The sequence below is a fragment of the Bradyrhizobium sp. 14AA genome, assembly GCF_054185205.1.
The window spans coordinates 613218-637331 of sequence record NZ_JAVAYM010000001.1; the positions used below are offsets into that span (position 1 = coordinate 613218).

General features: G+C 64.8%; 23 protein-coding genes. 16 read left to right on the forward strand and 7 right to left on the reverse strand.

Annotation, left to right across the window (positions count from 1 at the left end; genetic code table 11):
• The first annotated feature begins 4 nt into the window (after positions 1–4).
• The 7 genes from RAD15_RS02770 to RAD15_RS02800 all read left to right on the forward strand — a co-directional run bounded on the left by RAD15_RS02770 (position 5) and on the right by RAD15_RS02800 (position 6494).
• Positions 5–760: an ABC transporter ATP-binding protein gene (locus RAD15_RS02770; RefSeq protein ID WP_458174106.1), complete on the forward strand. Its 756-nt coding sequence runs from the start codon at positions 5–7 to the stop codon at positions 758–760.
• Positions 753–1499: an ABC transporter ATP-binding protein gene (locus tag RAD15_RS02775; protein ID WP_458174109.1), complete on the forward strand. Its 747-nt coding sequence runs from the start codon at positions 753–755 to the stop codon at positions 1497–1499. The genes RAD15_RS02770 and RAD15_RS02775 overlap by 8 nt, the downstream gene beginning before the upstream one ends.
• Positions 1500–1537: 38 nt before the next feature.
• Positions 1538–2761, forward strand: a complete 1224-nt coding sequence (locus tag RAD15_RS02780; RefSeq protein ID WP_458174111.1) for an ABC transporter substrate-binding protein — start codon at positions 1538–1540, stop codon at positions 2759–2761.
• Between the two features lie 72 nt (positions 2762–2833).
• Complete coding sequence (locus RAD15_RS02785) at positions 2834–3703, forward strand: branched-chain amino acid ABC transporter permease (protein ID WP_458174113.1); 870 nt, start codon at positions 2834–2836, stop codon at positions 3701–3703.
• A gap of 1 nt (position 3704) precedes the next feature.
• Entirely contained in the window at positions 3705–4673 is a 969-nt protein-coding gene (locus tag RAD15_RS02790; protein WP_458174115.1) for a branched-chain amino acid ABC transporter permease, read from the forward strand.
• A 156-nt stretch (positions 4674–4829) separates the two neighbouring features.
• The gene (locus RAD15_RS02795; protein WP_458174117.1) at positions 4830–5474 is read left to right on the forward strand and encodes a DUF47 domain-containing protein; all 645 of its coding nucleotides are present in this window, start codon (positions 4830–4832) and stop codon (positions 5472–5474) included.
• A 12-nt stretch (positions 5475–5486) separates the two neighbouring features.
• Positions 5487–6494, forward strand: coding sequence for an anion permease (locus tag RAD15_RS02800; protein ID WP_458174119.1), 1008 nt, complete (start codon positions 5487–5489; stop codon positions 6492–6494).
• Here the strand turns inward: RAD15_RS02800 and sugE are convergent.
• The gene (gene sugE, locus RAD15_RS02805) at positions 6487–6801 is read right to left on the reverse strand and encodes a quaternary ammonium compound efflux SMR transporter SugE (RefSeq protein ID WP_458174121.1); all 315 of its coding nucleotides are present in this window, start codon (positions 6799–6801) and stop codon (positions 6487–6489) included. The genes RAD15_RS02800 and sugE overlap by 8 nt on opposite strands.
• A gap of 157 nt (positions 6802–6958) precedes the next feature.
• On the opposite strand from sugE, the gene RAD15_RS02810 reads away from it, so the two are divergent.
• The 9 genes from RAD15_RS02810 (at position 6959) to RAD15_RS02850 (ending at position 16547) form a co-directional block, all read left to right on the forward strand.
• Positions 6959–8581, forward strand: a complete 1623-nt coding sequence (locus RAD15_RS02810) for a peptide chain release factor 3 (RefSeq protein ID WP_458174123.1) — start codon at positions 6959–6961, stop codon at positions 8579–8581.
• A gap of 233 nt (positions 8582–8814) precedes the next feature.
• A complete protein-coding gene (locus RAD15_RS02815) occupies positions 8815–9393 on the forward strand; it encodes a hypothetical protein (RefSeq protein WP_458174125.1) in 579 nt (192 codons plus the stop codon).
• 69 nt (positions 9394–9462) lie between these two features.
• Positions 9463–10047, forward strand: coding sequence for an NnrU family protein (locus tag RAD15_RS02820; protein ID WP_458174127.1), 585 nt, complete (start codon positions 9463–9465; stop codon positions 10045–10047).
• A gap of 2 nt (positions 10048–10049) precedes the next feature.
• A complete protein-coding gene (panB, locus tag RAD15_RS02825) occupies positions 10050–10871 on the forward strand; it encodes a 3-methyl-2-oxobutanoate hydroxymethyltransferase (RefSeq protein ID WP_458174129.1) in 822 nt (273 codons plus the stop codon).
• Positions 10872–10882: 11 nt separating this feature from the next.
• Positions 10883–12475, forward strand: a complete 1593-nt coding sequence (locus RAD15_RS02830; protein ID WP_458174131.1) for a class I adenylate-forming enzyme family protein — start codon at positions 10883–10885, stop codon at positions 12473–12475.
• 166 nt (positions 12476–12641) lie between these two features.
• Positions 12642–13295 (forward strand): tetratricopeptide repeat protein, encoded by a 654-nt coding sequence (locus RAD15_RS02835; protein ID WP_458174133.1) that lies wholly within the window; start codon positions 12642–12644, stop codon positions 13293–13295.
• A 33-nt stretch (positions 13296–13328) separates the two neighbouring features.
• On the forward strand, positions 13329–13871 hold the full coding sequence (locus RAD15_RS02840) for a hypothetical protein (RefSeq protein ID WP_458174135.1): 543 nt from the start codon (positions 13329–13331) through the stop codon (positions 13869–13871).
• A gap of 49 nt (positions 13872–13920) precedes the next feature.
• Positions 13921–15306, forward strand: coding sequence for a ribosome biogenesis GTPase Der (der, locus tag RAD15_RS02845; RefSeq protein ID WP_458174137.1), 1386 nt, complete (start codon positions 13921–13923; stop codon positions 15304–15306).
• Positions 15303–16547 carry a TCR/Tet family MFS transporter gene (locus tag RAD15_RS02850; protein ID WP_458174139.1) on the forward strand — a complete coding sequence of 415 codons (1245 nt, stop codon included), beginning with the start codon at positions 15303–15305 and terminating at the stop codon, positions 16545–16547. Before der ends, RAD15_RS02850 begins: the two co-directional genes overlap by 4 nt.
• 41 nt (positions 16548–16588) lie before the next feature.
• On the opposite strand, the gene RAD15_RS02855 is transcribed toward RAD15_RS02850, so the two are convergent.
• From RAD15_RS02855 to radA, 6 genes are all read right to left on the reverse strand, one after another.
• Positions 16589–17815, reverse strand: coding sequence for an ABC transporter substrate-binding protein (locus RAD15_RS02855; protein ID WP_458174141.1), 1227 nt, complete (start codon positions 17813–17815; stop codon positions 16589–16591).
• 167 nt (positions 17816–17982) lie between these two features.
• On the reverse strand, positions 17983–19128 hold the full coding sequence (locus RAD15_RS02860; protein WP_458174143.1) for a hypothetical protein: 1146 nt from the start codon (positions 19126–19128) through the stop codon (positions 17983–17985).
• A gap of 78 nt (positions 19129–19206) precedes the next feature.
• The gene (locus RAD15_RS02865) at positions 19207–19947 is read right to left on the reverse strand and encodes an SDR family NAD(P)-dependent oxidoreductase (protein ID WP_458174145.1); all 741 of its coding nucleotides are present in this window, start codon (positions 19945–19947) and stop codon (positions 19207–19209) included.
• Positions 19948–20123: 176 nt separating this feature from the next.
• Positions 20124–21647: an amidophosphoribosyltransferase gene (gene purF / locus RAD15_RS02870; protein WP_458174147.1), complete on the reverse strand. Its 1524-nt coding sequence runs from the start codon at positions 21645–21647 to the stop codon at positions 20124–20126.
• A gap of 28 nt (positions 21648–21675) precedes the next feature.
• Entirely contained in the window at positions 21676–22305 is a 630-nt protein-coding gene (locus tag RAD15_RS02875) for a CvpA family protein (RefSeq protein WP_458174149.1), read from the reverse strand.
• A 166-nt stretch (positions 22306–22471) separates the two neighbouring features.
• Positions 22472–23920 carry a DNA repair protein RadA gene (gene radA, locus RAD15_RS02880; RefSeq protein WP_458174151.1) on the reverse strand — a complete coding sequence of 483 codons (1449 nt, stop codon included), beginning with the start codon at positions 23918–23920 and terminating at the stop codon, positions 22472–22474.
• Positions 23921–24114 lie beyond the last annotated feature (194 nt).

Below are 24114 nucleotides of genomic sequence, written 5' to 3' on the forward strand. Positions count from 1 at the left end.
TTGTTTGGCCGATGAGTTCATTCTCGAAACGGAAGGCTTGACCAAGGAGTTCGCGGGCTTCTTCGCCGTCCGCGACGTTGCGCTCAAGGTTCGCCGTGGGAGCATTCACGCGTTGATCGGCCCGAACGGCGCCGGCAAGACGACGTGCTTCAATCTTTTGACCAAGTTCCTCAAGCCGTCGGCCGGGAAGATCCTGTACAAGGGACAGGACATCACCGCGATGGCGCCGGCCGACGTGGCCCGCATGGGACTTGTTCGTTCGTTCCAGATTTCGGCGGTGTTTCCCCATCTCACCGCGCTGGAAAACGTCCGCGTCGCGCTCCAGCGCCAGCACGGCAGCTCCTTCGATTTCTGGCGCTCCAAGTCCGTGCTCAACCGCTTCAACGAACGCGCGCGCGAACTGTTGAACGATGTCGGCCTCAGCGAATTTGCCAATACGCCCGCGGTCGAGATGGCCTATGGACGCAAGCGCGCACTTGAGATCGCAACCACGCTCGCGCTCGACCCCGAGATGATGCTGCTGGACGAGCCGATGGCCGGCATGGGCCACGAGGACATCGACAAGATCGCGGCGCTGATCAAGCGTATTTCCGCGAAATATACCATCCTGATGGTCGAGCATAATCTGAGTGTCGTGGCCAATCTCTCCGACATCATCACCGTGCTGACGCGCGGCCAGGTGCTCGCGCAGGGCCATTACAGCGAGCTCACCAAGGACGAGCGCGTCAAGGAAGCTTATCTGGGAGCCGGTCATGCCTGACACTGCGATCGCCGAGGCTCCGGCCAAGGCCGCGACCGGCGGAAACATCCTTCAAGTCCGCAACCTGGAGGCCTGGTACGGCGAGTCTCACATCCTGCACGGGATCAATTTCGACGTGAATGCGGGCGAGGTCGTCACCCTGCTCGGGCGCAACGGCGCCGGCAAGACGACCACGCTGAAGTCGATCATGGGCATCATCGGCAAGCGTACCGGCTCGGTGAAGTTCAACAACCAGGACATCATCCGCGCCACCTCCGACAAGATCGCGCGGATGGGCATCGCGTTCTGTCCGGAAGAGCGGGGGATATTCTCCAGCCTCGACGTCCGGGAGAATCTGATGCTGCCGCCGGTGGTCCGCGCAGGCGGGCTGCCGCTCGACCAGATATTCGATCTTTTTCCGAACCTGAAGGAACGTCTCTACAGCCAGGGCACCAAGCTGTCCGGCGGCGAGCAGCAGATGCTGGCGATCGCGCGCATCCTGCGCACCGGCGCGAGTTTCCTGATGCTGGACGAGCCGACCGAGGGTCTTGCGCCCGTCATCATCCAGCAGATCGGCCACACCATTGCGCGGCTCAAGAAGGAGGGCTTCACGATCCTCCTTGTCGAGCAGAACTTCCGGTTCGCCTCGACCGTTGCCGACCGCTATTATGTGGTCGAGCACGGCAAGATCATTGACGGATTTTCCAATGCGGAGCTTGCCGCCAACATGGACAAGCTCCACGCCTATCTCGGCGTCTAGAACTGCCAAAGAGAAGACTTCAAAAAAAGGAAAGTTGCATGAAGACCAGGTCGATTGCGTCATTGCTGCTGACCACCGCGCTCACCTTCGCCGCAGCAGGCGTCGCGTCCGCGCAGGACAAGTCCGTCAAGATCGGCGCGCTGTCCGATCAGTCCGGCCTGTACGCCGACCTCGGCGGTCCCGGCTCGACGCTTGCCGCGCAGATGGCCGCTGAAGATTCCGGTCTCGCTGCGAAGGGCTGGAAGATCGACATCATCTCGGGCGATCACCAGAACAAGCCCGACATCGGCACCGCGATCGCGCGGCAGTGGTTCGACGTCGAGAAGGTCGACGTCATCGTCGACGTGCCGAATTCCGGCGTGGCGCTCGCCGTCAACAACGTCATCAAGGAAAAGAACGGCGTCTACATCAATTCAGGCGCGGCGACATCGGACCTCAGCAACGCGCAGTGCTCGCCCAACACCGTGCACTGGACCTACGACACCTACATGCTGGCCCACACCACCGGCCAGGCGCTGGTCAAGGCCGGCGGCGACACCTGGTTCTTCCTGACCGCGGACTACGCCTTCGGAGCGGCGCTGGAGCGCGACACCAGCGCGGTCGTCACCGCCAATGGCGGCAAGGTGGTCGGCGGCGTCAAGCATCCGCTCAACACGCCGGACTTCTCCTCTTTCCTGCTCCAGGCGCAGGCCTCCAAGGCCAAGATCATCGGCCTTGCCAATGCCGGCGGCGACACCACCAACACGATCAAGCAGGCGGCCGAGTTCGGCATCGGCAAGGGCGGCCAGAAGCTCGCCGCGCTGCTGCTGTTCCTCACCGACGTCAAGGCGATTGGCCTCGAGACCGCGCAGGGCCTCAACTTCACCGAGACGTTCTACTGGGACATGGACGACAAGACCCGCGCCTTCTCCAAGCGCTTCGCCGAGAAGATGAAGAACAACGCGCCGCCGACCATGGTGCAGGCCGGCGTCTATGCGGGCGTACGCCACTATCTCAAGGCGCTGGAAGCGCTCGGCGGCAATCCGCATGACGGCGTCAAGATCGTCGAGAAGATGAAGTCGATGCCGACCGAGGACGATCTGTTCGGCAAGGGCGAGATTCAGCCCAACGGCCGCACCATCCACAACGCCTATCTGTTCGAGGTGAAGAAGCCCTCGGAGTCCAAGGGACCGTGGGACTTCTACAAGCTGGTCGGCACGGTGCCGGGCGATCAGGCCTTCACGCCGCTGTCCGAGAGCAAGTGCGCGCTGTTGAAGAAGTAAGATAACCGCCCGCAGGCCATCAGGCCTGCGGGCGACTTTCAGGGAACGCCGAAGGGACCGGGTGCGGGATCGATGCAGGCTCTTTACGCTCAGCTACTGGTGGGACTGATCAACGGCTCGTTCTACGCGCTGCTCAGTCTCGGGCTTGCCGTGATCTTCGGCATGCTCAACATCATCAATTTCGCCCATGGCGCGGTCTACATGATGGGCGCGTTCGTCGCCTATTTCCTGCTCAACAATGACTACCTCAGTATCGGCTACTGGCCGGCACTGATCATTGCGCCGATCGTGGTCGGCATCTTCGGCATGATCCTGGAACGGACCATGCTGCAATGGCTGACCGGGCTCGACCATCTCTACGGCCTGCTCCTGACCTTCGGCATCGCGCTGATCGTGCAGGGCGTGTTCCAGAACTATTTCGGCTCCTCCGGCCTGCCTTACGCCATTCCGGACCAGCTCAAGGGCGGCATGAATCTGGGCTTCATGTTCCTGCCCGTCTATCGCGGCTGGGTGGTCGTCTTCTCGCTGGTGGTGTGCATCGCCACCTGGTTCCTGATCGAGAAGACCCAGCTCGGCGCCTACCTGCGCGCTGCCACCGAAAATCCGACGCTGGTGCGTGCCTTCGGCATCAACGTGCCGCGCATGATCACGCTGACCTACGGGCTCGGCGTCGGCCTTGCCGCGCTCGCCGGCGTGCTCTCGGCACCGATCAACCAGGTGCGGCCGCTGATGGGGGCCGACCTCATCATCGTCGTGTTCGCGGTGGTCGTGATCGGCGGCATGGGATCGATCATGGGCTCGATCATCACGGGCTTTGCGCTCGGCGTGATCGAGGGCCTGACCAAATATTTCTACCCCGAGGCCTCCAACACCGTCGTGTTCGTGCTGATGGTGCTGGTGCTCTTGGTGAAGCCAACGGGATTGACGGGAAGGGCGGCCTGATATGACAGCCTTGACGGACGACACGCTGCAGGCAACCCCGCGCGCGGTGCGCGACGAGATGATCGTATTCGTGGTGATGGCGCTGCTGCTGGCCTCGGTGCCCTTCAGCGGCATCTACCCGTTCTTCGTGATGCAGGCGCTGTGTTTCGCGCTGCTTGCCTGTGCCTTCAATCTGCTGATCGGCTACGGCGGTCTGCTGTCGTTCGGACACGCGATGTTCCTGGGCACGGCCGGCTATTGCAGCGCGCATGCGCTGAAAGTGTGGGCGCTGCCGCCGGAGCTTGGCATCCTCGTCGGTGTCGCGGCGGCCTTCGTGCTCTCGATCATCACCGGCTACATCTCGATCCGCCGCCAGGGCATCTATTTCTCGATGATCACGCTGGCGCTGTCGCAGCTGCTGTACTTCATCTATCTCCAGGCGCCGTTTACCCATGGCGAGGACGGCATCCAGGGCATTCCGCAAGGGCGCATGTTCGGCCTGTTCGACCTGTCCAAGCCGACGGTGCTCTATTACGTCGTGCTGGTCGGTTTCCTCGCCGGCTTCCTGCTGATCTACCGCATCATCAACTCGCCGTTCGGTGAGGTGCTGAAGTCGATCCGCGAGAACGAGCAGCGCGCGATTTCGCTCGGCTACCGGACCGACCAGTACAAGTTCCTGGCCTTCATCCTGTCGGGCACGCTGGCCGGCTTTGCCGGTGCGCTGAAGGTGTTCGTGGCGCAGAACGCCTCGCTCACCGACGTCCATTGGTCGATGTCGGGCGAAGTCGTGCTGATGACGCTGGTCGGCGGTCTCGGCACCGTCTTTGGCCCCGTGGTCGGCGCCTTTGCCATCATCGCCATGCAGCAATATCTGGCGGGCTTCGGCCAGTGGGTCACGGTGATCCAGGGCTCGATCTTCGTAATCTGCGTGCTCACCTTCCGCCGCGGCGTCATCGGTGAAATCGCGCATTACTTCCGTAGATCGCTCTAAACCCTTGATATCGCACCAATTTCATTGGTGCGTGAAAGTGGTGGATGATCCGGCTCCGCGGGCGTGAGATGACACGCGCGCGGATCGAAAATGGTCTATGACAGTTTCATGACGGCCCGTTCGGGCCGGGCCATTTTCAACCGGTAGCCTATCCCCATGATGCGATGGTTTCGCGCCTTCCTGCCCAAGGAAGAACGGTTCTTCGACCTGTTCGACCGCCACGCCCAGACCGTGATCCAGGGCTCCATCGCGCTCCAGGGCATGCTGAACGGGGGCGAGGAGACGCCGGTCTATTGCCAGCGCGTCAACCAGTTCGAGAACGATGCCGACAACATCACCCGCGAGGTGCTGACGGCGGTGCGCCGCACCTTCATCACCCCGTTCGACCGCGGCGACATCAAGAACCTGATCACCTCGATGGACGACGCCATCGACCAGATGCAGCAGACGGCGAAGGCCGTGATGCTGTTCGAGGTTCGCGCCTTCGAGCCGCCGATGCGCGAGATCGGCGGGCTGCTGATCGAATGCGCCAATCTGGTGGGGCGTGCGCTGCCGCTGATGCAGGAGATCGGCAAGAACGTGGCCATGCTGACCGCGATCACGGAAGAGCTGGGCAAGCTCGAGGGCCGCGTCGACGATCTCCACGACATCGGGCTGAAGGAATTGTTCCTCAAGCATCGCGACGGCAGCGCGATGGACTTCATCGTCGGCGTCGAGATCTACGACCATCTCGAAAAGGTGGCCGATCGCTTCGACGACGTCGCGAACGAGATCAACAGCATCGTCATCGAGCAAGTATAGGGCAGGGCCGCCGTGGATGCTGCGTTGGGTCTTCCCGTCCTGGTCGGACTGATCGCCGTCGCGCTGCTGTTCGACTTCCTGAACGGCCTGCACGACGCCGCGAATTCGATCGCGACCATCGTCTCGACCCGCGTGCTGCGGCCGCAATTCGCGGTGCTCTGGGCCGCGTTCTTCAATTTCGTCGCCTTCATGGTGTTCGGGCTGCACGTCGCGCAGACCATAGGCACCGGCATCATCGATCCCGCGATCGTCGATGCCCAGGTGATCTTCGCGGCCCTCGTCGGCGCGATCGTCTGGAACCTCGTGACCTGGGCGATGGGCATCCCATCCTCGTCATCACACGCATTGATCGGTGGCTTATTCGGTGGCGGCGTGGCCAAGGCCGGGATCTCTGCGGCTGTCTGGAGCGGATTGTCCAAAACGGTGATCGCAATCGTGCTGTCGCCGCTGGTTGGCTTCCTGCTCGCGATGGTGCTGGTCGCGATCGTCTCCTGGGCATCGGTGCGGTCGACGCCGTTTGCCGTCGACCGCGCCTTCCGCATCCTGCAATTCGCCTCTGCCTCGCTCTATTCGCTCGGCCATGGTGGCAACGACGCGCAGAAGACCATGGGCATCATCGCCGTGCTGCTCTATTCGCAGGGCCATCTCGGCAGCGAATTCTCGGTGCCGTTCTGGGTGGTCTTGTCGTGTCAGGCCGCGATGGCGATGGGCACGCTGATGGGCGGCTGGCGCATCGTGCGCACCATGGGGCTGCGCATCACGAAACTGACGCCGATGCAGGGCTTCTGCGCCGAGACCGGCGGCGCCGCGACTCTGTTCATGGCAACCTTCCTCGGCGTTCCCGTCTCGACCACCCACACCATCACGGGCGCTATCGTCGGCGTCGGCGCCGCCCGCCGCATGTCGGCGGTGCGCTGGAACGTCGCCAGTTCGATCGTCTATGCCTGGGTCATCACGATGCCCGCCTCGGCGATGGTCGCCGCGCTGACCTGGTGGGCGGTCAAGATTTTCGTCAAGTAACGAGCTTCAACCCGACAATCCCGGCGACGATGAGCCCGATGCTGGCAAGCCGGAAGGCCGTGGCGGGCTCGCCGAACAGGACGATGCCGAGCGTCGCGGTGCCGACCGCGCCGATGCCGGTCCAGACCGCGTAGGCGGTTCCAATCGGTAGCGATTTGAGGGCGAGGCCGAGCAGGATGACGCTGCCGGCCATGGCGGCAAGCGTGAGAACCGACGGAACGAGCCTGCTAAAGCCCTCGGTGTATTTCAGGCCAATCGCCCAGGTGATCTCGAGAAGACCGGCGACGAACAGGATGCTCCAGGCCACGACAACCCTCCATTCAAGGCAGGGTCGTCCCCGCGGGCAATGATTTGTGAAAAGGAGGGCCGTCCCTCCCAAAGGGCGATATGGGGCTGGCCAGAGGGCTCCGCAATCACCAAATCAGGCTTGATCCGGCCCATTTTCCCTGCCAAACGCTCCCGCCATGTCCGACATTGCCGCCACCACTGCCGAATCGCCGGCCCGTTCCCCGCTTGCCGCTGAAGTGTCGCGGCGGCGTACCTTTGCGATCATCTCGCATCCTGACGCCGGCAAGACCACGCTGACCGAAAAGCTGCTGCTGTTCGGCGGCGCCATCAACCTGGCCGGCCAGGTCAAGGCCAAGGGCGAGCGGCGCAACACGCGTTCGGACTGGATGAAGATCGAGCGCGAGCGCGGCATCTCGGTCGTGACCTCGGTGATGACCTTCGAGTTCGAGGGCCTCGTGTTCAACCTGCTGGATACGCCGGGCCACGAGGACTTTTCGGAAGACACCTATCGCACGCTCACGGCGGTCGATTCCGCCGTCATGGTCATCGACGCCGCCAAGGGCATCGAGGCGCGCACCCGGAAGCTGTTCGAGGTCTGCCGCCTGCGCGACATCCCGATCATCACCTTCATCAACAAGATGGACCGCGAGAGCCGCGACGTTTTCGAGCTGCTCGACGAGATCGAGAAGACGCTGGCGCTCGACACCACGCCGATGACCTGGCCGGTCGGCCGCGGCCGCGACTTCCTCGGCACCTATGACGTCGCCAATGGGGGCGTGCGCCTGCTCGAAGGCGGCGGCGCCAAGACCGGCGCGGCACAGCAGATCGAGATCGCAGAGCTCGCCAAGCTCAACGCCAATCTCGACGTCTCCGCGGTGAAGGACGAGCTCGAGCTCGTTACCGAAGCGTCAAAACCGTTCGAGCTCGACGCGTTTCGCGAGGGCCATCTGACGCCGGTTTATTTCGGCAGCGCGCTGCGCAATTTCGGCGTCGGCGACCTCCTGGAAGGCCTCGGCAAGTTCGCGCCCGAGCCGCGCGCGCAGGACAGCGACCAGCGCAAGGTCGAGGCGACCGATCCGCGCATGAGCGCCTTCGTGTTCAAGATCCAGGCGAACATGGATCCGAACCATCGCGACCGCATCGCGTTTGCGCGCCTCTGCTCGGGCAAGCTCAGCCGCGGCATGAAGGCCAAGCTCGTGCGCACCGGCAAGAGCATGCCGCTGTCGAGCCCGCAATTCTTCTTCGCGCAGGATCGCTCGGTGGCGGACGAGGCCTTCGCCGGCGACGTCGTCGGCATCCCCAATCACGGCACGCTGCGGATCGGCGACACGCTGACCGAGGGCGAGGATTTCAACTTCGTCGGCGTGCCGAGCTTTGCGCCGGAAATCGTCCGCCGCGTGCGGCTCACCGACGCGATGAAGGCGAAGAAGCTGAAGGAAGCGCTGCAGCAGATGTCGGAAGAGGGCGTGGTGCAGGTGTTCCGCCCGCGCGACGGCGCTCCGGCGCTGGTCGGCGTCGTCGGCGCGCTGCAGCTCGACGTGCTGAAGGCGCGGCTGGAAGCGGAATATTCGCTGCCGGTCGAGTTCGAGGTGAGCGAGTTCCAACTCGCCCGCTGGGTCTCCTCGGAGGACCGCAAGAAGCTCGATACCTTCATCGCCGCCAACACCTCCAGCATCGCCGACGATGTCGACGGCGATCCCGTGTATCTCGCCCGGAACGAGTTCTATCTCGGCTACACCAGGGAACGCGCCGAGGGCATCGAGTTCACCAACGTCAAGGACGTCAAGAAGAAGGGGTAGGAGCTGCCTACTCGGGTGCGTAACCACACCCTCCGCTGTCATGCCCCGCGAAGGCGGGGCATCCAGTATTCCAGAGACATCGAGACTCATCACAACCGCCCCGGCGTACTGGGTCGTCCGGTCAAGCCGGACGACGACACCGGGGTTGAACGCGAGCATGTGAACGTGAAATGGGCTTGAAGCCGCTTCAATGCCTCCCGATTTGATTGTGGTCACTCAACGCGGTGTTCTTCATGCTGCGCGCAATCTTGGTTCTATTGCTAACCCTCGTGGCTGCTAGCGTCGCCGACGCGCAGCGCCGCCAGATCAATCCGATCCCATTTTCGCACGAGCCGTGCAGCGTGCTCGACTATCGTCCTTGCACGCCGTCCTATTGCAGTCCCCTCGAAGAAGGCCCCTGCATTCCCGAGATCGATTATCCCTACGGCCAGAACCTTCAGCTCACCATCGAGAGCGTGCCGGCGGAGGCCGATCGCGCCAAATACCAGAAGCCCGATCACGATCTCGATACGATCGGCGACCTCTTCGCCGAGTTGCGCACCTGCTGGTCGCCGCCAGCGGACAACGCGCGCGCGGGCATGCAGATGGCGGTGCGCTTCAGCTTCAACAAGGCGGGCGGCCTGATCGGCCCGCCGCGCCTGACCTTTGCGACCGCCGGCGTTCCGGCCGACACGCGGACGACCTATCTGAACGCCATCAATTCATCGCTGAAGGCCTGCCTGCCGCTGAAATTCACTGGCGGCCTCGGCGGCGCCTTGGCTGGACGGCCGATCGCGATCCGTTATGTCGATAATCGCGAGCTCGGCAAGTAGCCCATCAGTTGCGACCAGCGGCCAATCGATGATACCTCAGAGGCTGGGGCTGCTTGAGGGGAGGATGTCGTGGGTCTGCTGGTCATGATCCTGGGGCTTGCGCTGTTTTTCGCGGCCCATACCTTCACGACGAAACGTGACGCGCGCGCGCAGGCGATCGCGAGACTGGGCGAGGGGACCTACAAGATCCTCTATGCGGCCGTCTCGCTTGCAGGGCTCGCGCTGATTATCTGGGGCTTCGCGCACTATCGCGCGTCCGGCTGGATCGACGTCTGGTATCCGCCGAAAGCAATGAAGCACATCACGCTCGCGCTGATGCTGCCCGCCGTCATCCTCGTGGTCGCCTCTTACTTGCGCGGCCGCATCTATGCGACGCTGAAGCATCCGATGCTCGCCGGCATCAAGCTGTGGGCCGCCGCGCATCTGCTCGCCAATGGCGATCTCGGTTCCATCATCCTGTTCGGCTCGTTCCTGGGCTGGGCGGTGTACGACCGCATCTCGCTGAAGCACCGCGTGGACGCCGGCGCGCCGCCGATCCCGGTGGGCGGCCCAACCAACGATCTGATCGCGGTCGCGGTCGGAATCGTGGCTTATTTGGCGCTGGCGTTTGCGTTCCACCCGGTCGTGATCGGCGTGCCCGTCATGGGGTCCTGACAATGTCCGTCCAATCCGCCATCAAGCGCAAGACCGCACCCGACCTCCGCGTTCGCAAGAATGGCGAGCCGATCGTGATGCTGACCTCCTATCACGCGCACACCGCCGCGCTGGTCGACAGGCACTGCGACGCGATCCTGGTCGGCGATTCCCTGGGCAATGTCATGCATGGCTTCGAGACCACGGTGCCCGTGACGCTCGACATGATGATCCTCCAGGGCTGCGCGGTGATGCGCGGCTCTCGGCAGGCGCTCGTCGTCGTCGACATGCCGTTCGGCTCCTACGAAGGCTCGAAGGAGCAGGCCTTCCAGTCGGCGGTGCGGATCATGAAGGAAACGCAGTGCGGCGCGGTCAAGCTCGAGGGCGGCACGCGGATGGCGGAGACGGTGGCATTTCTCTCCGAGCGCGGCATTCCCGTGATGGGCCATATCGGGCTGACGCCGCAGTCGATCAACACGCTTGGCTCGTTCCGCGCACAGGGCCGCGAGGAGACGAACTGGGCTCCGATCGAGAACGACGCCCGGGCGATCGCAGAGGCGGGGGCCTTCTCGATCGTGATCGAGGCGGTCGCCGAGCCGCTGGCGCGCAAGATCACGCAATCGATCGCCGTTCCGACCATCGGCATTGGCGCGAGCGCAGCTTGCGACGGCCAGATCTTGGTGCTGGAGGATATGCTCGGCTTGTCGCCGCGGTCGCCGAAATTCGTGCGCCGCTATGCCAATCTCGGGCCGGCGATCGAGGAAGCCATCGCGGGCTATGCGCACGATGTGAGAAGCCGTGCCTTCCCGGGCCCGGAGCACGTCTACGAGATGAAGAAGAGCTGACGAGGCCGCCCATGGACTGGTCGCAGCACGCACTTCCGTCGATGCGGCTTGAGTCGCGCTTCGGTGACCGCATGGTGCCCGCCTTCCGCGATCGGCCGGCGAGCCTGTGGGCGATGATCGCGGATGCCTGCGCGCGCAACGCCGATGGCGAAGCGCTGATCGCAGGCAATGTCCGCCTGAGCTGGCGGCAGGCGGTGGAACAGGCGGCGAGGATCGCTGCGGGCTTTCGCAGGCTCGGCCTGCAACGCGGCGACCGTGTCGCGATCCTGCTCGGCAACCGCATCGAGTTTCCGCTGCTGCTGTTTGCCGCCGCGCATGAGGGGCTGGTCACGGTGCTGCTCGGCACGCGCCAGCAGAAGCCGGAGATCGCCTATGTGCTCTCCGATTGCGGCGCAAAGATCCTGATCCACGAAGCGGGGCTCGCCGAGCGGCTGCCCGAGGCGCGGGACGTCCCCGATGTGATCCACCGCATCGCGGTCGATGACGATCCGCATCTGTCGCGCTTCGCGCTGCTCGCCGACAATCCGCCGGCGCCGGCCCCGGTCGAGGTCGACGAAGAGGACACCGCGATGATCCTCTACACCTCGGGCACGACGGGCAAGCCGAAGGGTGCGATGCTGGCCCATTGCAACATCGTCCATTCCTCTATGATCTTCGTGTCCTGCCTGCAATTGACGGACGCGGACCGCTCGATCGCGGCGGTGCCGCTCGGCCACGTCACCGGTGTCGTCGCCAACATCACGACCATGATCCGCTGCGGCGGCGCGCTGATCATCATGCCCGAGTTCAAGGCCGTCGATTACCTCAAGCTGGCCGCGCGCGAACGCGTCACCTACACGGTGATGGTGCCGGCGATGTACAATCTCTGTCTGCTCCAGCCCGATTTCGACGGCTACGATCTGTCGAGCTGGCGCATCGGCGGTTTTGGCGGCGCACCGATGCCGGTCGCGACCATCGAGAAACTCAAGGCGACGATTCCCGGCTTGAAGCTGATGAATTGCTACGGCGCGACCGAGACGACGTCGCCGTCGACGATCATGCCGGGCGAGCTGACTGCGAGCCATATCGATAGCGTCGGCCTGCCGTGCCCCGGCGCGCGCATCGTCGCGATGGATGCGGACGGGCGCGAGCTGCCGCATGGCGCGATCGGCGAGCTCTGGATCCAGAGTGCCTCCGTCATCAAGGGTTACTGGAACAACGCGAAAGCCACAGCCGAAAGCTTCACGAGCGGGTTCTGGCATTCGGGCGATCTCGGCTCGGTCGATGCGGAAGGCTTTGTCCGCGTGTTCGACCGGCAGAAGGACATGATCAATCGCGGCGGTCTGAAGATCTACTCGGCCGAGGTCGAATCCGTGCTGGCCGGTCATCCCGCCGTGGTCGAGAGCGCGATCGTCGCCAGGGCATGTCCGGTGCTGGGCGAGCGCGTCCACGCCGTGGTGGTGACGCGTGCGCCGGTCTCCGACGCCGCGTTGCGGGCCTGGTGCGCCGAGCGTCTGTCCGACTACAAGGTCCCCGAAACCATGGCGATTACGGCCGAGCCATTGCCGCGCAACGCCAATGGCAAGGTGCTGAAGCGGCAGCTTCGGGAGCTCCTGGCAACCTGACCCGGGCCGATGGGTCCGGGCTCTTCCGGGTGGTTAACGCCTTGATCGGGCTGGCTTTGCCTTGCCACCGCCATATCGTTAGGGTACCTCGCCGCCACGTGGGGGACGGGATTCCTGACGCGAACGCCTTGGCGCGCGCACCCGGACGGGCATGGGATTAGCATAAGTGTCTGAATTATTTGACGAAGTCGACGAGGAAGTACGTCGCGAACAGTTCAAGAAGCTGTGGGACAAGTATTCGATCTACTTCATCGCCCTGATGGTGCTGGTGGTGGCCGCCGCCGCCGGCTGGCAGGGTTATCGGTACCTGGAGGCCCAGAAGGCCGCCGAGGCCGGTGCGGCCTTCGAGAAGGCCGCCGAGCTGTCCGACCAGGACAAGCATGCCGAGGCCGAGAAGGCCTTCACCGAGCTCGCCGCCAAGGCTCCCTCGGGCTATCGCACCCTGGCGCGGCTGCGTGCCGCGGCCGAGGCGGCGCCCCGCGACGCCAAGGCCGCCGCCAAGATGTATGACGACATCGCTGCCGACCGCAGCGTTGGCGGCGAGTGGCAGGATATGGCGAAGATCCGCGCCGCCGGCCTGCTGGTCGATAGCGCGTCCTATGCCGACATGCAGCAGCGGCTGGAGCCTTCCGCCGCGCCCAAATCGACGTTCCGCCACAGCGCCCGCGAGATGCTGGCGCTGTCGGCCTGGCGCAACAACGACATGACTGCGGCCCGCAAATGGCTCGACGTGATCGCCGAGGACGGTGAAACGCCGCCGGGCCTGCGCTCGCGCGCCGAGGCGCTGGCGGCTCTGCTGCCGCCCGTTGCCAAAAGCTGACGACGGTCTTCTGACACGAGACGAGACACCAAGATGCGCCGCACGCCACGCTTGATCGCAGCCGCCGTCCTGATCGCCTTCACGGGCGTCCTGGGCGGCTGCTCCAGCTTCGATCCAAGCGACATGCTCGACTTCCTCGACACCAAGAAGAAGCTTCCGGGCGACCGCAAGCCAGTCTTCCCCGAGGGCGTGCCGGGCCTCGAGCAGGGCGTGCCGCGCGAGATGTACAAGGGCGCGCAGCAGCAGCCGGACCCGAATGCACCTGCCGTCGCGGCTCTCCCCACCGAGCCGCCGCCCGAGGCCAAGCCGGCGAAGGGTGCCAAGGCCAAGAAGACGAGGCAGCCGGTTGCGGCCGCACCGGCTGAGGCGCCCGCCGGCGAAGTCGACGGCGAGGCCCAACCGGAGGCTGCGCCGCCCACGGCAGCTCCGCCGCCCAAGCAGAAGATCGTCCGCAAGCGCACCACCGCGCCGCCGCCGGACCAGCCCGTCCAGCAGGCGCAACCGACCCAGACCACGCAGCAGCAATCGCAGGGGGCCTTCCCGGCGCCGATGCCGAGCGGCAGTTTCTCCCGCTGATTATTTCATTGCATTGACAGGCGCGGCCCCGGCAGCGCAGGGATGACCGATGCCCTTTACGATCGCCATCATCGGCCGGCCCAATGTCGGCAAATCGACGCTGTTCAACCGCCTGGTCGGACAGAAGCTCGCGCTCGTCGACGATCTCCCCGGCGTCACCCGCGATCGCCGCGAGGGTGAGGCCAGGCTCGGTGACCTCGAATTCACCATCATCGATACCGCGGGCCTCGACGAGGGCGCCAAGGGCTCGTTGACCGCGCGGATGCAGGAACAGACCGAGGCCGCGATTGCGCAGGCCGATGCGCTGTTCTTCGTCATCGACGCCCGCATCGGCCTCACGCCGACCGACCGCGCCTTCGCCGATTTCGCCCGCAAGGCCAACAAGCCGGTGCTGCTGGTCGCGAACAAGAGCGAAGGCAAGCACGGCGATGCCGGCGCGATGGAAGCCTTTGCGCTTGGCCTCGGCGATCCCATCCAGATATCGGCCGAGCATGGCGAGGGCATGGGCGAGCTTTACGACGAACTCGCCAAGCTGATGCCGGAGCCCATCGACGAAGAAGATGAGGTCGAGGACGACGAGCCGCTCACCGAGGAAGAGGCCGCGACGCGCCCGATCCGGGTCGCCATTGTCGGCCGGCCCAACGCCGGCAAGTCGACGCTGATCAACCATTTGCTCGGCGAGGAGCGCCTGCTGACCAGCCCGGAGGCCGGCACCACGCGCGATTCCATTGCGGTCGAGATCAACTGGAAGGGCCGCGAATTCCGCGTGTTCGACACGGCAGGTCTGCGCCGGCGCTCGCGCATCGAGGAGAAGCTGGAAAAACTCTCGGTCGCCGACGCGCTACGTGCGGTACGCTTTGCCGAGGTCGTCGTGATGATGATGGATTCGCAGAACCGCTTTGAAGAGCAGGATTTGCGCATCACCGACCTGATCGAGCGCGAGGGCCGCGCGGTCGTGCTCGCCGTCAACAAATGGGACCTGATGGAGAGCAAAGGGGGCGGCGCGATCTCGGGTTTGCGTCGCGATGCCGACCATTGGCTGCCGCAGATCAAGGGTGTGCCGATCGTCGCCGTATCCGGCCTGATGGGCGAGGGCATCGATCGGCTGATGCAGGCGATCCAGGACGCTTACGCGCTCTGGAACAGGCGCGTGTCGACCTCGGCATTGAACCGCTGGTTCGAGCAGGCAGTCCAGGCCAATCCGCCGCCGGCGGTGTCCGGCCGACGGCTCAAGCTCAACTACATCACCCAGACCAAGGCGCGCCCGCCGAGCTTCGTGCTGTTCTGCTCGCGCGCGGACGCAGTGCCGCAGTCTTACTTGCGTTATCTGACCAATTCGATGCGTGAGACCTTTGAGCTGCCGGGTACACCGGTGCGCATCACCTTGCGCGAGAAGGCCAACCCCTTTGCGCACAAGCGCAAGCGGCCGTCGTGAGCAAGGAGGCCGGTGAGGCGACAGCGCCGGTCCGGCGCGGTGCCGTCGCCTTCATCTTCGTCACCATCCTGCTCGACATGCTCGCGCTCGGCGTGATCATGCCGATCCTGCCCAAGCTGATCGAGAGTTTTGTCGGCAACGACACTGCCCATGCGGCCCGCATCTTCGGCCTGTTCGGCACCGCCTGGGCGCTGATGCAGTTCGTGTTCTCGCCGGTGTTAGGTGCGCTGTCGGATCGCTTCGGGCGGCGGCCGGTGGTGTTGCTGTCGAACTTCGGACTTGCGGCCGATTACGTGCTGATGGCGCTGGCGCCGTCGCTTGCGTGGCTGTTCGTCGGCCGTGTCATCTCGGGCATCACCTCGGCCAGCATCTCGACCGCCTTTGCCTATATCGCCGACATCACGGCGCCGGAGCGGCGGGCGGCGATCTTCGGCAGGATCGGAGCTGCGTTCGGCGCGGGCTTCGTCCTGGGCCCGGCGCTGGGCGGCCTGCTCGGCGATATCGATCCGCATTTGCCGTTCTGGGCCTCGGCGGCCCTCAGCTTCGCCAATGCGCTCTACGGTCTCTTCGTCCTGCCGGAATCTCTGGCGCCCGAGAAGCGCGCGCCGTTCCGCTGGAAGAGCGCCAATCCGGTCGGAGCGTTGCGTCTGCTGCGCACCAACACGGCCCTGGCCGGCTTGTCCGTCGTCAATTTCATCGCGCAGGTCGCGCATGTCGTGCTGCCCTCGACCTTCGTGCTCTATGCGACTTACCGCTACGGCTGGGATTCCAAGACGGTCGGACTGACGCTGGCGATGGTCGGTATCTGCGCCATGGTGGTGCAGGGGCTCGCCATCGGTCCAATCGTGCGTGTGCTCGGTGAGCGGAATGCGCTGCTGATGGGCCTGTGTTGTGGCGCGATCGGATTCGTCATCTTCGGTGCTGCGCCGACCGGGCCGCTGTTCTGGATCGGCATTCCCGTGATGTCGCTCTGGGGCATCTCGGGTGCCGCGATGCAATCGCTGATGACGCGGCTCGTCGCACCCGATCAGCAGGGCAAGTTGCAGGGCGCGACTGCGAGCGTGCAGAGCGTGTCGCAGCTCGTCGGCCCGTTCCTGTTCACGCTGACGTTTTCCTATTTCATCGGCGCCAGCGCGCCGCTGCATCTGCCCGGCGCGCCGTTTTTGCTTGCGGCCGTGCTGATGGTGGTGTGCGTGGCGATCGCGATGCGGGCGTTGGCTGCGACGAGAACGGTCTCGTAGGGTGGGTTACGCCTTCGGCTAACCCACCCTACGGCATCGCCTTACTTCTTCACCAGCGGACAGTCGCTCGCCTCGAGCGGCTTGGCCGCGTCCTCCGGCGCGATGGTGGCGACGAGCTTGTAATAGTCCCACGGTCCCTTCGACTCTTCCGGCTTCTTCACCTCGAACAGATAGGCCGGAATGAGGCGGCGGCCGTCCGCGCGCAGCGGGCCCTTGCCGAACAGCGGATCGTCGGTCGGCAGCTCCTTCATCTTGGCGACGACCTTGGCGCCGTCATGCGGATTGCTGCCGAGCGCGTCCATCGCCTTCAGGTAATGCAGGACGCCGGCATAGAGGCCTGCAACCGTCATCGACGGCATCGAACCCTTGGGCGAGACCTTCTGGAAGCGCTTGGACCATTCGCGGGTCTGGTCGTTGAGGTCCCAATAGAAGGATTCAGTGAAGGTCAGGCCCTGCGCGGTCTTCAGGCCCAGCGAGTGCACGTCGTTGATGAACAGCAGCAGCGCGGCGAGCTTCTGGCCGCCCTGGACGATGCCGAATTCCGAGGCCTGCTTGATCGCGTTGGTGGTGTCGCCGCCGGCGTTGGCGAGACCGACGATCTTGGCCTTCGACGACTGCGCCTGGAGCAGGAAGGACGAGAAGTCCGCGGTGTTGAGCGGATGCTTGACGCCACCGAGCACCTTGCCGCCATTGGCGGTGACGACGGCGCTGGTGTCGCGCTCCAGTGCATGACCGAACGCGTAATCGGCGGTGAGGAAGAACCAGCTGTCGCCGCCGGCCTTGGTCAGCGCCTTGCCGGTGCCGTTGGCGAGCATGTAGGTGTCGTAGGTGTAGGAGACCGTGTTCGGCGTGCAGGCCTTGCCGGTGAGATCAGCGGTGGCCGCGCCCGAATTGAGCAGCACCGAGTTCTTTTCCTTGACGAGGTTGTTCACCGCGAGCGCCACGCCCGAGCTCGGCGTGTCCGAGATGACGTCGACCTTGTCGTTGTCGATCCATTGCCGGGCGATGTTGACGCCGATGTCGGGCTTGTTCTGGTGATCACCCGACACAACTTCGATGGTCCAGCCCTTGGCCTTCAGGCCGGAATCCTCGACCGCCATTTTCACCGCCGCGACCGAGTTCGGTCCGCCGATGTCGGCATAGAGGCTCGACATGTCGTTGAGCACGCCGATCTTGACGGACTTGTCCTGGGCGTAGGCGGATGTTGCAAAACCGAAGGCGGCACATGCCAGAAAAGCCGCAGTGCGGCGCGCGAGCGTCGTCGTCATGAAAGGTCTCCTCCATTGTCAAATATTCGGACGGCTCTCTTGCGGAGCCTTGTTCCTGTCGATGGCTCTACCGTGTCCCACGGCTGGCTGCAATGCACCTAAATGCGGATGACGCTGCGTCGTAGCGTCATCCGTCGGTTAACTTTTGGGCAAAATGCGTTGAGACGCTATTTGAGAGCGTCCGACGTCAGCTTGAATTTCTGGATGCGCTTTCCGGTATCGACCTCGGCGGTATAGACGTTACCCCTCGCGTCGATCGCCATGGCGTGCACCCAGTGGAATTGCCCGGCGTTGCGGCCGTTGTGCCCGAAGCTACCGACCACGCTGCCGTCCTCGCGCTTGATGACCCTGATCTCGTTGTTCTCGCCGTCGGCGCTGAGCAGCCAGGTCTGCTTCGGATCGGGCCAGATCGCGATGTCCCAGACAGCACCGTTGCCGAGCGTGTTCTTCTCGAAGAAGAACTCCTTCACGAAGGTGCCGTCCGTTTTGAACACCTGGATACGGTTGTTGATGCGATCGCAGACGTAGACGAGGCCGTCATGGGCGAGCTTCACACAGTGGACGGGATTTCCGAATTGTTGCGCCACGGGGGCCTTCGGATCGTAGGGCGCCTGCTTGCTGTCATCAGGCTTGTTGCCGTAGGCGCCCCAGTGCCGCTTGTAGGCCAGCGTCGTCGCGTCGAACACGATGACGCGGCGGTTGCCATAACCGTCGGCGACGTAGATCTCGTTGGCGTTCTTGTCGAGCGCGGTCTCGGCGGGCTTGCCGAGCTGCGTCGTGTCGTTGCTGCCGAGGCTCGGTGCGATCTTGCCGATCTGGGCGACGAACTTGCCGTCGAGCGTGAACTTCAGGATGGCGTTGTCGTTGTCGGCATTGCCGCCGACCCAGACGAAGCCGCGCTCGTCGACCTCGATGCCGTGCTCGCGGCCGACCCATTCATAGCCTTCGCCCGGACCGCCCCAGGACCGCAGCAGGTTGCCGTCGCTGTCGAATTCGAGCACGGGCGGCGCCGACACGCAGCATTTGGAGCGCGGCGGGGTGAGGCTCGCACCCTTCTCGTCATCGGTGAGCGAGCGCGGACGATGGATCACCCAGATGTGGCCCTGCCAGTCGACCGTGATGCCGCCGACCTGTCCGAGGATCCAGTTGTTGGGCAGCTGCTTCGGCCAGGAGGGATCGACCGCGAAGGTCGGGACGTCGCCGGCTCTCGCCGTGCCCGGAAGCACGAACGCGATCGCTGCGATCAGGATGGAGACGGCGTAAGAGACGTTTGCGAGCGCAGGCGTAAACCCTGCGCGATGCCATGACGCCATGGCGACCTCCCTTTTTTGGCTTGCGGCTTGCTGCCGCTTGAGCGCGGGCAGTCAATCGCGGGGAGGCATTCGAGTCAATCAGGCGGGCGAGCGGAAGCTCATCAGGCTGCGGGTCTTGTAGTCGTAGAACTTGCCGGTTTCGGTCCAGTCCGGCGCGCACATCGGGACGATGAATTTGGCGACCTGCTCGGCGGTGTCGAGCGTCGCCGGATCCTCGCCCGGCATCAGGGTGGCGCGCATGCGGGTGCGGACCGGGCCGGGGTTGAACAGGTTGACGCGCAACGGCGTGTTCGCGGTCTCCTGCGCCCAGGCGCGCGCCAACGTCTCCAGCGCGGCCTTGGAGGCGGCGTAGGGGCTGACATAGGCGGTCGCCTTGTTGGCGGCGCCCGAGGTGATGAACACGGCGCGCCCCGCATCCGACTGCTTCAGCAACGGTTCCATGCAGCGGATCAGCTGGAAGTTCGCGGAGACGTTGACGGCCATCACGTCGTTGAAGGTTTTCAGCTCGATATGGCCAATCGGTGAGGAGGGGCCGAGCACGCCGGCATTGCCGACGAGGATGTCGAGCTTGCCGTAGCGCTCGTGCAGCCCCGCGCCGAGCCGCGCGATGCCGTCGGAATCGGTGAGGTTCAGCGGCACCAGCGTGGCGCTGCCGCCGATCTTCCGGATCTCGTCGTCGAGCTCTTCCAGCCCGCCTTGCGTGCGTGCGACCGCAACGATATGCGCGCCGGCCTTGGCCAGGGCGATAGCCGTGGCATAGCCGATGCCGCGCGAGGCGCCGGTGACGAGAGCGATGCGGTCGGCGAGGGGTTTTGTCATGGCGGGGTTTTACAGGCGTGGACGGCCGGGACAAGCCCTCGCGTGGTCGTCTTGCCGGGGCGATGCGAAGCACCGAACCCGAAATCCAGAGGTTGCAAGACAAAATCGAGATCCCCAGGTGCGCAATTGCGCACCATAGTTCGCGCTGTGCGCGCCCCGGGATGACGCCTTCGGCGTCAGCTCGCTTCCGCCAGCAGCGACAGCTGCCGCGGCTGCTGCTCGGTCTGGGTCTGGTCGGTGAGGTGGGTCGGATACGCCCCGGTAAAGCAGTGATCCGCAAACTTCGGATTGGCGGGGTCGCGGCCTGGCTCGCCCATGGCGCGGTACATGCCGTCGATCGACAGGAATGCGAGCGAGTCGGCGCCGATGAGCTCGCGCATCTCCTCCAGCGAATGCGTCGCGGCCAAAAGGCCGCCGCGATCGGGCAGGTCGATGCCGTAATAATCAGGATAGAGGATCGGGGGCGAGGCGAGGCGGAAGTGCACTTCCTTGGCGCCGGCATCGCGCATCATGCGCACGATCTTCTTCGAGGTGGTGCCGCGCACCAGCGAGTCGTCGATCAGGATGATGCGCTTGCCTTCGATCGCGGCGCGGTTGGCCGAATGCTTCATGCGCACGCCGGATTCGCGGATCGCCTGCGTCGGCTGGATGAAGGTGCGGCCGACATAGTGGTTGCGGATGATGCCGAGCTCGAACGGCACGCCCGAATGCTGGCTGTAGCCGACCGCGGCGGGCACGCCGGAATCCGGCACCGGCACCACGACGTCGACCGGAACGTGGCTCTCGCGCGCGAGCTGCGCGCCGAAGTTCTTGCGCACCTCGTAGACCGAGCGGCCGTGGACGATGGAATCCGGACGCGAGAAATAGATGTATTCGAAGATGCAGGGGCGCGGCGCCATCGGCGGGAACGGCTTGTGGATGTCCTGGCCGTTCTCGTCGAACACGATGACTTCGCCGGGCTCGATGTCGCGCACGAAGCGCGCGCCGATGATGTCGAGCGCGCAGGTCTCCGACGTCAGGATCGGGCAGCCGTCGAGCTCGCCGAGCACCAGCGGGCGGATGCCGCGCGGATCGCGCGAGCCGACCAGCTTCTTGTTGGTGAGCGAGACCAGCGCATAGGCGCCTTCGATCTCACGCAGCGCGTCGATATAGCGCTCGATGAAGCGACTGCGCCTGGAGCGCGCCACCAGGTGCAGGATCACCTCGGTGTCGGACGTCGACTGCATCATCGCGCCGCTCTTGACGAGCTCGCGGCGCAGCGTCAGGCCGTTGGAGAGGTTGCCGTTGTGGGCGACCGCGAGGCCGCCGGCATTGAGCTCGGCGAACAGTGGCTGCACGTTGCGCAGGATGGTGGCGCCGGTGGTGGCGTAGCGGACGTGGCCGACCGCCATGTTGCCGGGCAGGCGGTCGATCACCTCGCGGCGGGAGAAGGTATCGCCGACGAGGCCGAGCCGGCGCTCCGAGTGAAAGCGGCTGCCGTCGTAGGAGACGATGCCGGCGGCTTCCTGGCCGCGGTGCTGAAGGGCGTGCAGGCCGAGGGCGGTGATGGCGGCGGCGTCCGGATGACCGTAGATGCCGAAGACGCCGCATTCCTCGCGTAGCGTATCCCCCTCCAGATCGTCCTGAAGCTCTAGCGCGGCGGGACTCAAAGCGGCCGTTGGATCGAGATCAAGTTGGGCGTCCTGGTCAGGGTGTCGCATCTCGTCCGCGCCTCTCTTTAGGGCCAAATCAACGCGCCGCAGGTTTCTCGATCAGCTTTTTCAGGCTTTCACGAGCAGGTTTACTGTATCCGTCGCCGCTGCCCGCAGGCTGCTGCTCGGAATCAGCTTGATCATCATCTGGTTTGTTTTTCTTGAATCTCTTCAAGATGGTGTTCTCGGGGTCGTCAGGCAAGAGGGCCATCAGCCAGTCCCCGGTTCCCTGGAGAACCACCCGGGATTTCGCCCCCGTGACCCAGTCCGGGCGCTGCTTGTCCGGCACCAGCCATGTGAAGAACAGGAACGCGACCACGACGATCAAAAGCCCGCGAGCGAGGCCAAACAGGAACCCGAGGGTGCGGTCCAGCGCGCCGATGCGCGAATCCAGGATCATGTCGGAGATTCGGACCGTGATCACGGAGACCACGACCAGGGTACCCACGAACACGCCGGCGACCACGACCACGCTCGCGACCGTGTCGTTGTTGAAATAGGTCTTGGCCGTCGGCAGCAGCTTGGAGAACGAGTACAGCGTCACGATCGCCGCCGCGCCCCAGGCCGCGATCGACAGGATTTCGCGCATGAAACCGCGGACCATGGCGAGCAGGCCCGAAATCAGCATCACACCGAGCAGGATCAGGTCGAGGATGGTTACTGGCATCGGCTGGTCTGGTCCGCTCGTACTTCAAAGGTGCTCAGCGAATCGGTGTTTGGCCGTGGCCCTAAGTGAGGGCCAGACGGCGTTCCCGGCAAGGCCGCAACCACGCAATCCCACGCTGCTTTTGTGACGGCTGTATAGCGGCGGAGGCCGGAAACGTCACCTCCGCCTAGCCCTCTCCGCGGCGGAATCTTGCCGGTGTGGCATTTTTCTCCGCCGGAGGGTTCGAGTCGCCTCGGCGGGAGCCCTTGGCGGCGATCTCGGCGACAAGCGTCGTCAGGCTGTTGACCGCGTTCAGGGACAGTCCGGCGTCGCCGCCGGCATCGCTGCCCCGGGCCGATTCGGGCAGAACGGCACGCTTGAAGCCGAGCTTGACCGCTTCCTTCAGCCGGGCCGAGGTCTGCGCCACCGGGCGGATCACGCCGGAGAGCGAAATCTCGCCGAAATAGACGGCATCGGTGGGTAACTGCGCATTAACCAGGGACGACACCAGCGCGGCGGCGGCCGCCATGTCCGCTGCCGGCTCGTGGATGCGCAGGCCGCCCGCGACGTTCAGGTAGACGTCGTGGCCGGACAGCTTGACCCCGCAATGGGCCTCCAGCACCGCCAGCACCATGGAGAGCCGGCTCTGATCCCAGCCGACCACGGCCCGGCGCGGGGTGCCGAGCGAGGTGGGGGCCACCAGCGCCTGCAATTCGACCAGAACGGGCCGTGTGCCTTCGATGCCCGCGAAGACTGCGGTGCCGGGCGTGCCGAGATCGCGCTCCGACAGGAACAGCTCGGAGGGATTGGTGACTTCACGCAGGCCAAGGCCCGTCATCTCGAATACGCCGATCTCGTCGGTCGGGCCGAAGCGGTTCTTCACGGCGCGCAGGATGCGGAACTGCTGCGAGCCTTCGCCCTCGAACGACAGCACCGCATCGACCATGTGCTCGACCACGCGGGGACCGGCGATCTGGCCGTCCTTGGTGACGTGGCCGACGAGGATGATGGCCGCGCCCGTCTTCTTGGCGAAACGGATCAGCGCCTGCGCCGAGGCGCGCACCTGCGTGACCGTGCCAGGCGCCGATTCCACCGTGTCGGTCCACATGGTCTGGATCGAATCGATCACGATCAGCCGCGGGACCGCGCCCTCCGACAGCGTCGAGACGATATCCTCGACCGAGGTCTCGGCGGCGAGCTGCACCGGCGCGTCCGACAGGCCGAGCCGTTCGGCGCGCAAGCGCACCTGCGCGACCGCCTCTTCGCCGGAGATGTAGACGATGCGGTGGCCGGCGCGCGCCATCATGCTGGTCGCCTGCGTCAGCAGCGTCGATTTGCCGATGCCGGGATCGCCGCCGACCAGCAGCACCGAGCCGCGCACGAAGCCGCCGCCGGTGACGCGGTCGAGCTCGGTCATGCCCGACGACAGGCGCGGCGCATCCGGGCTCTTTCCGGCGAGACTTTCCAGCGCGAATGTGCGCCCCTTGCGCTTGGAGCGGATCGAGACGGGGACGCTGCCGGTGGTGTCCTCCTCGGCGAGCGTATTCCACTCGCCGCAGGACTCGCACTTGCCCTGCCAGCGGTTATAGGCCGCGCCGCAGTTCTGGCAGACGAAGGAAAGCGTGTTCTTGGCCATGGGGACAGCGAGTCGCGGGGTTCGAGTTTGCTGATAGCACGGAATGACCGGTCGAGGAGCGAGCCCGGCTGCACATCAAATATCGCAATTCAGCCCGCCCGATACACCCTTTGTTAGCTCTACGCCGCCGCACCGCGCCGAACTTTGCCAAATGTTAGCGGACGCGGGTCCAGCGTCGGAACCAACACGGGATG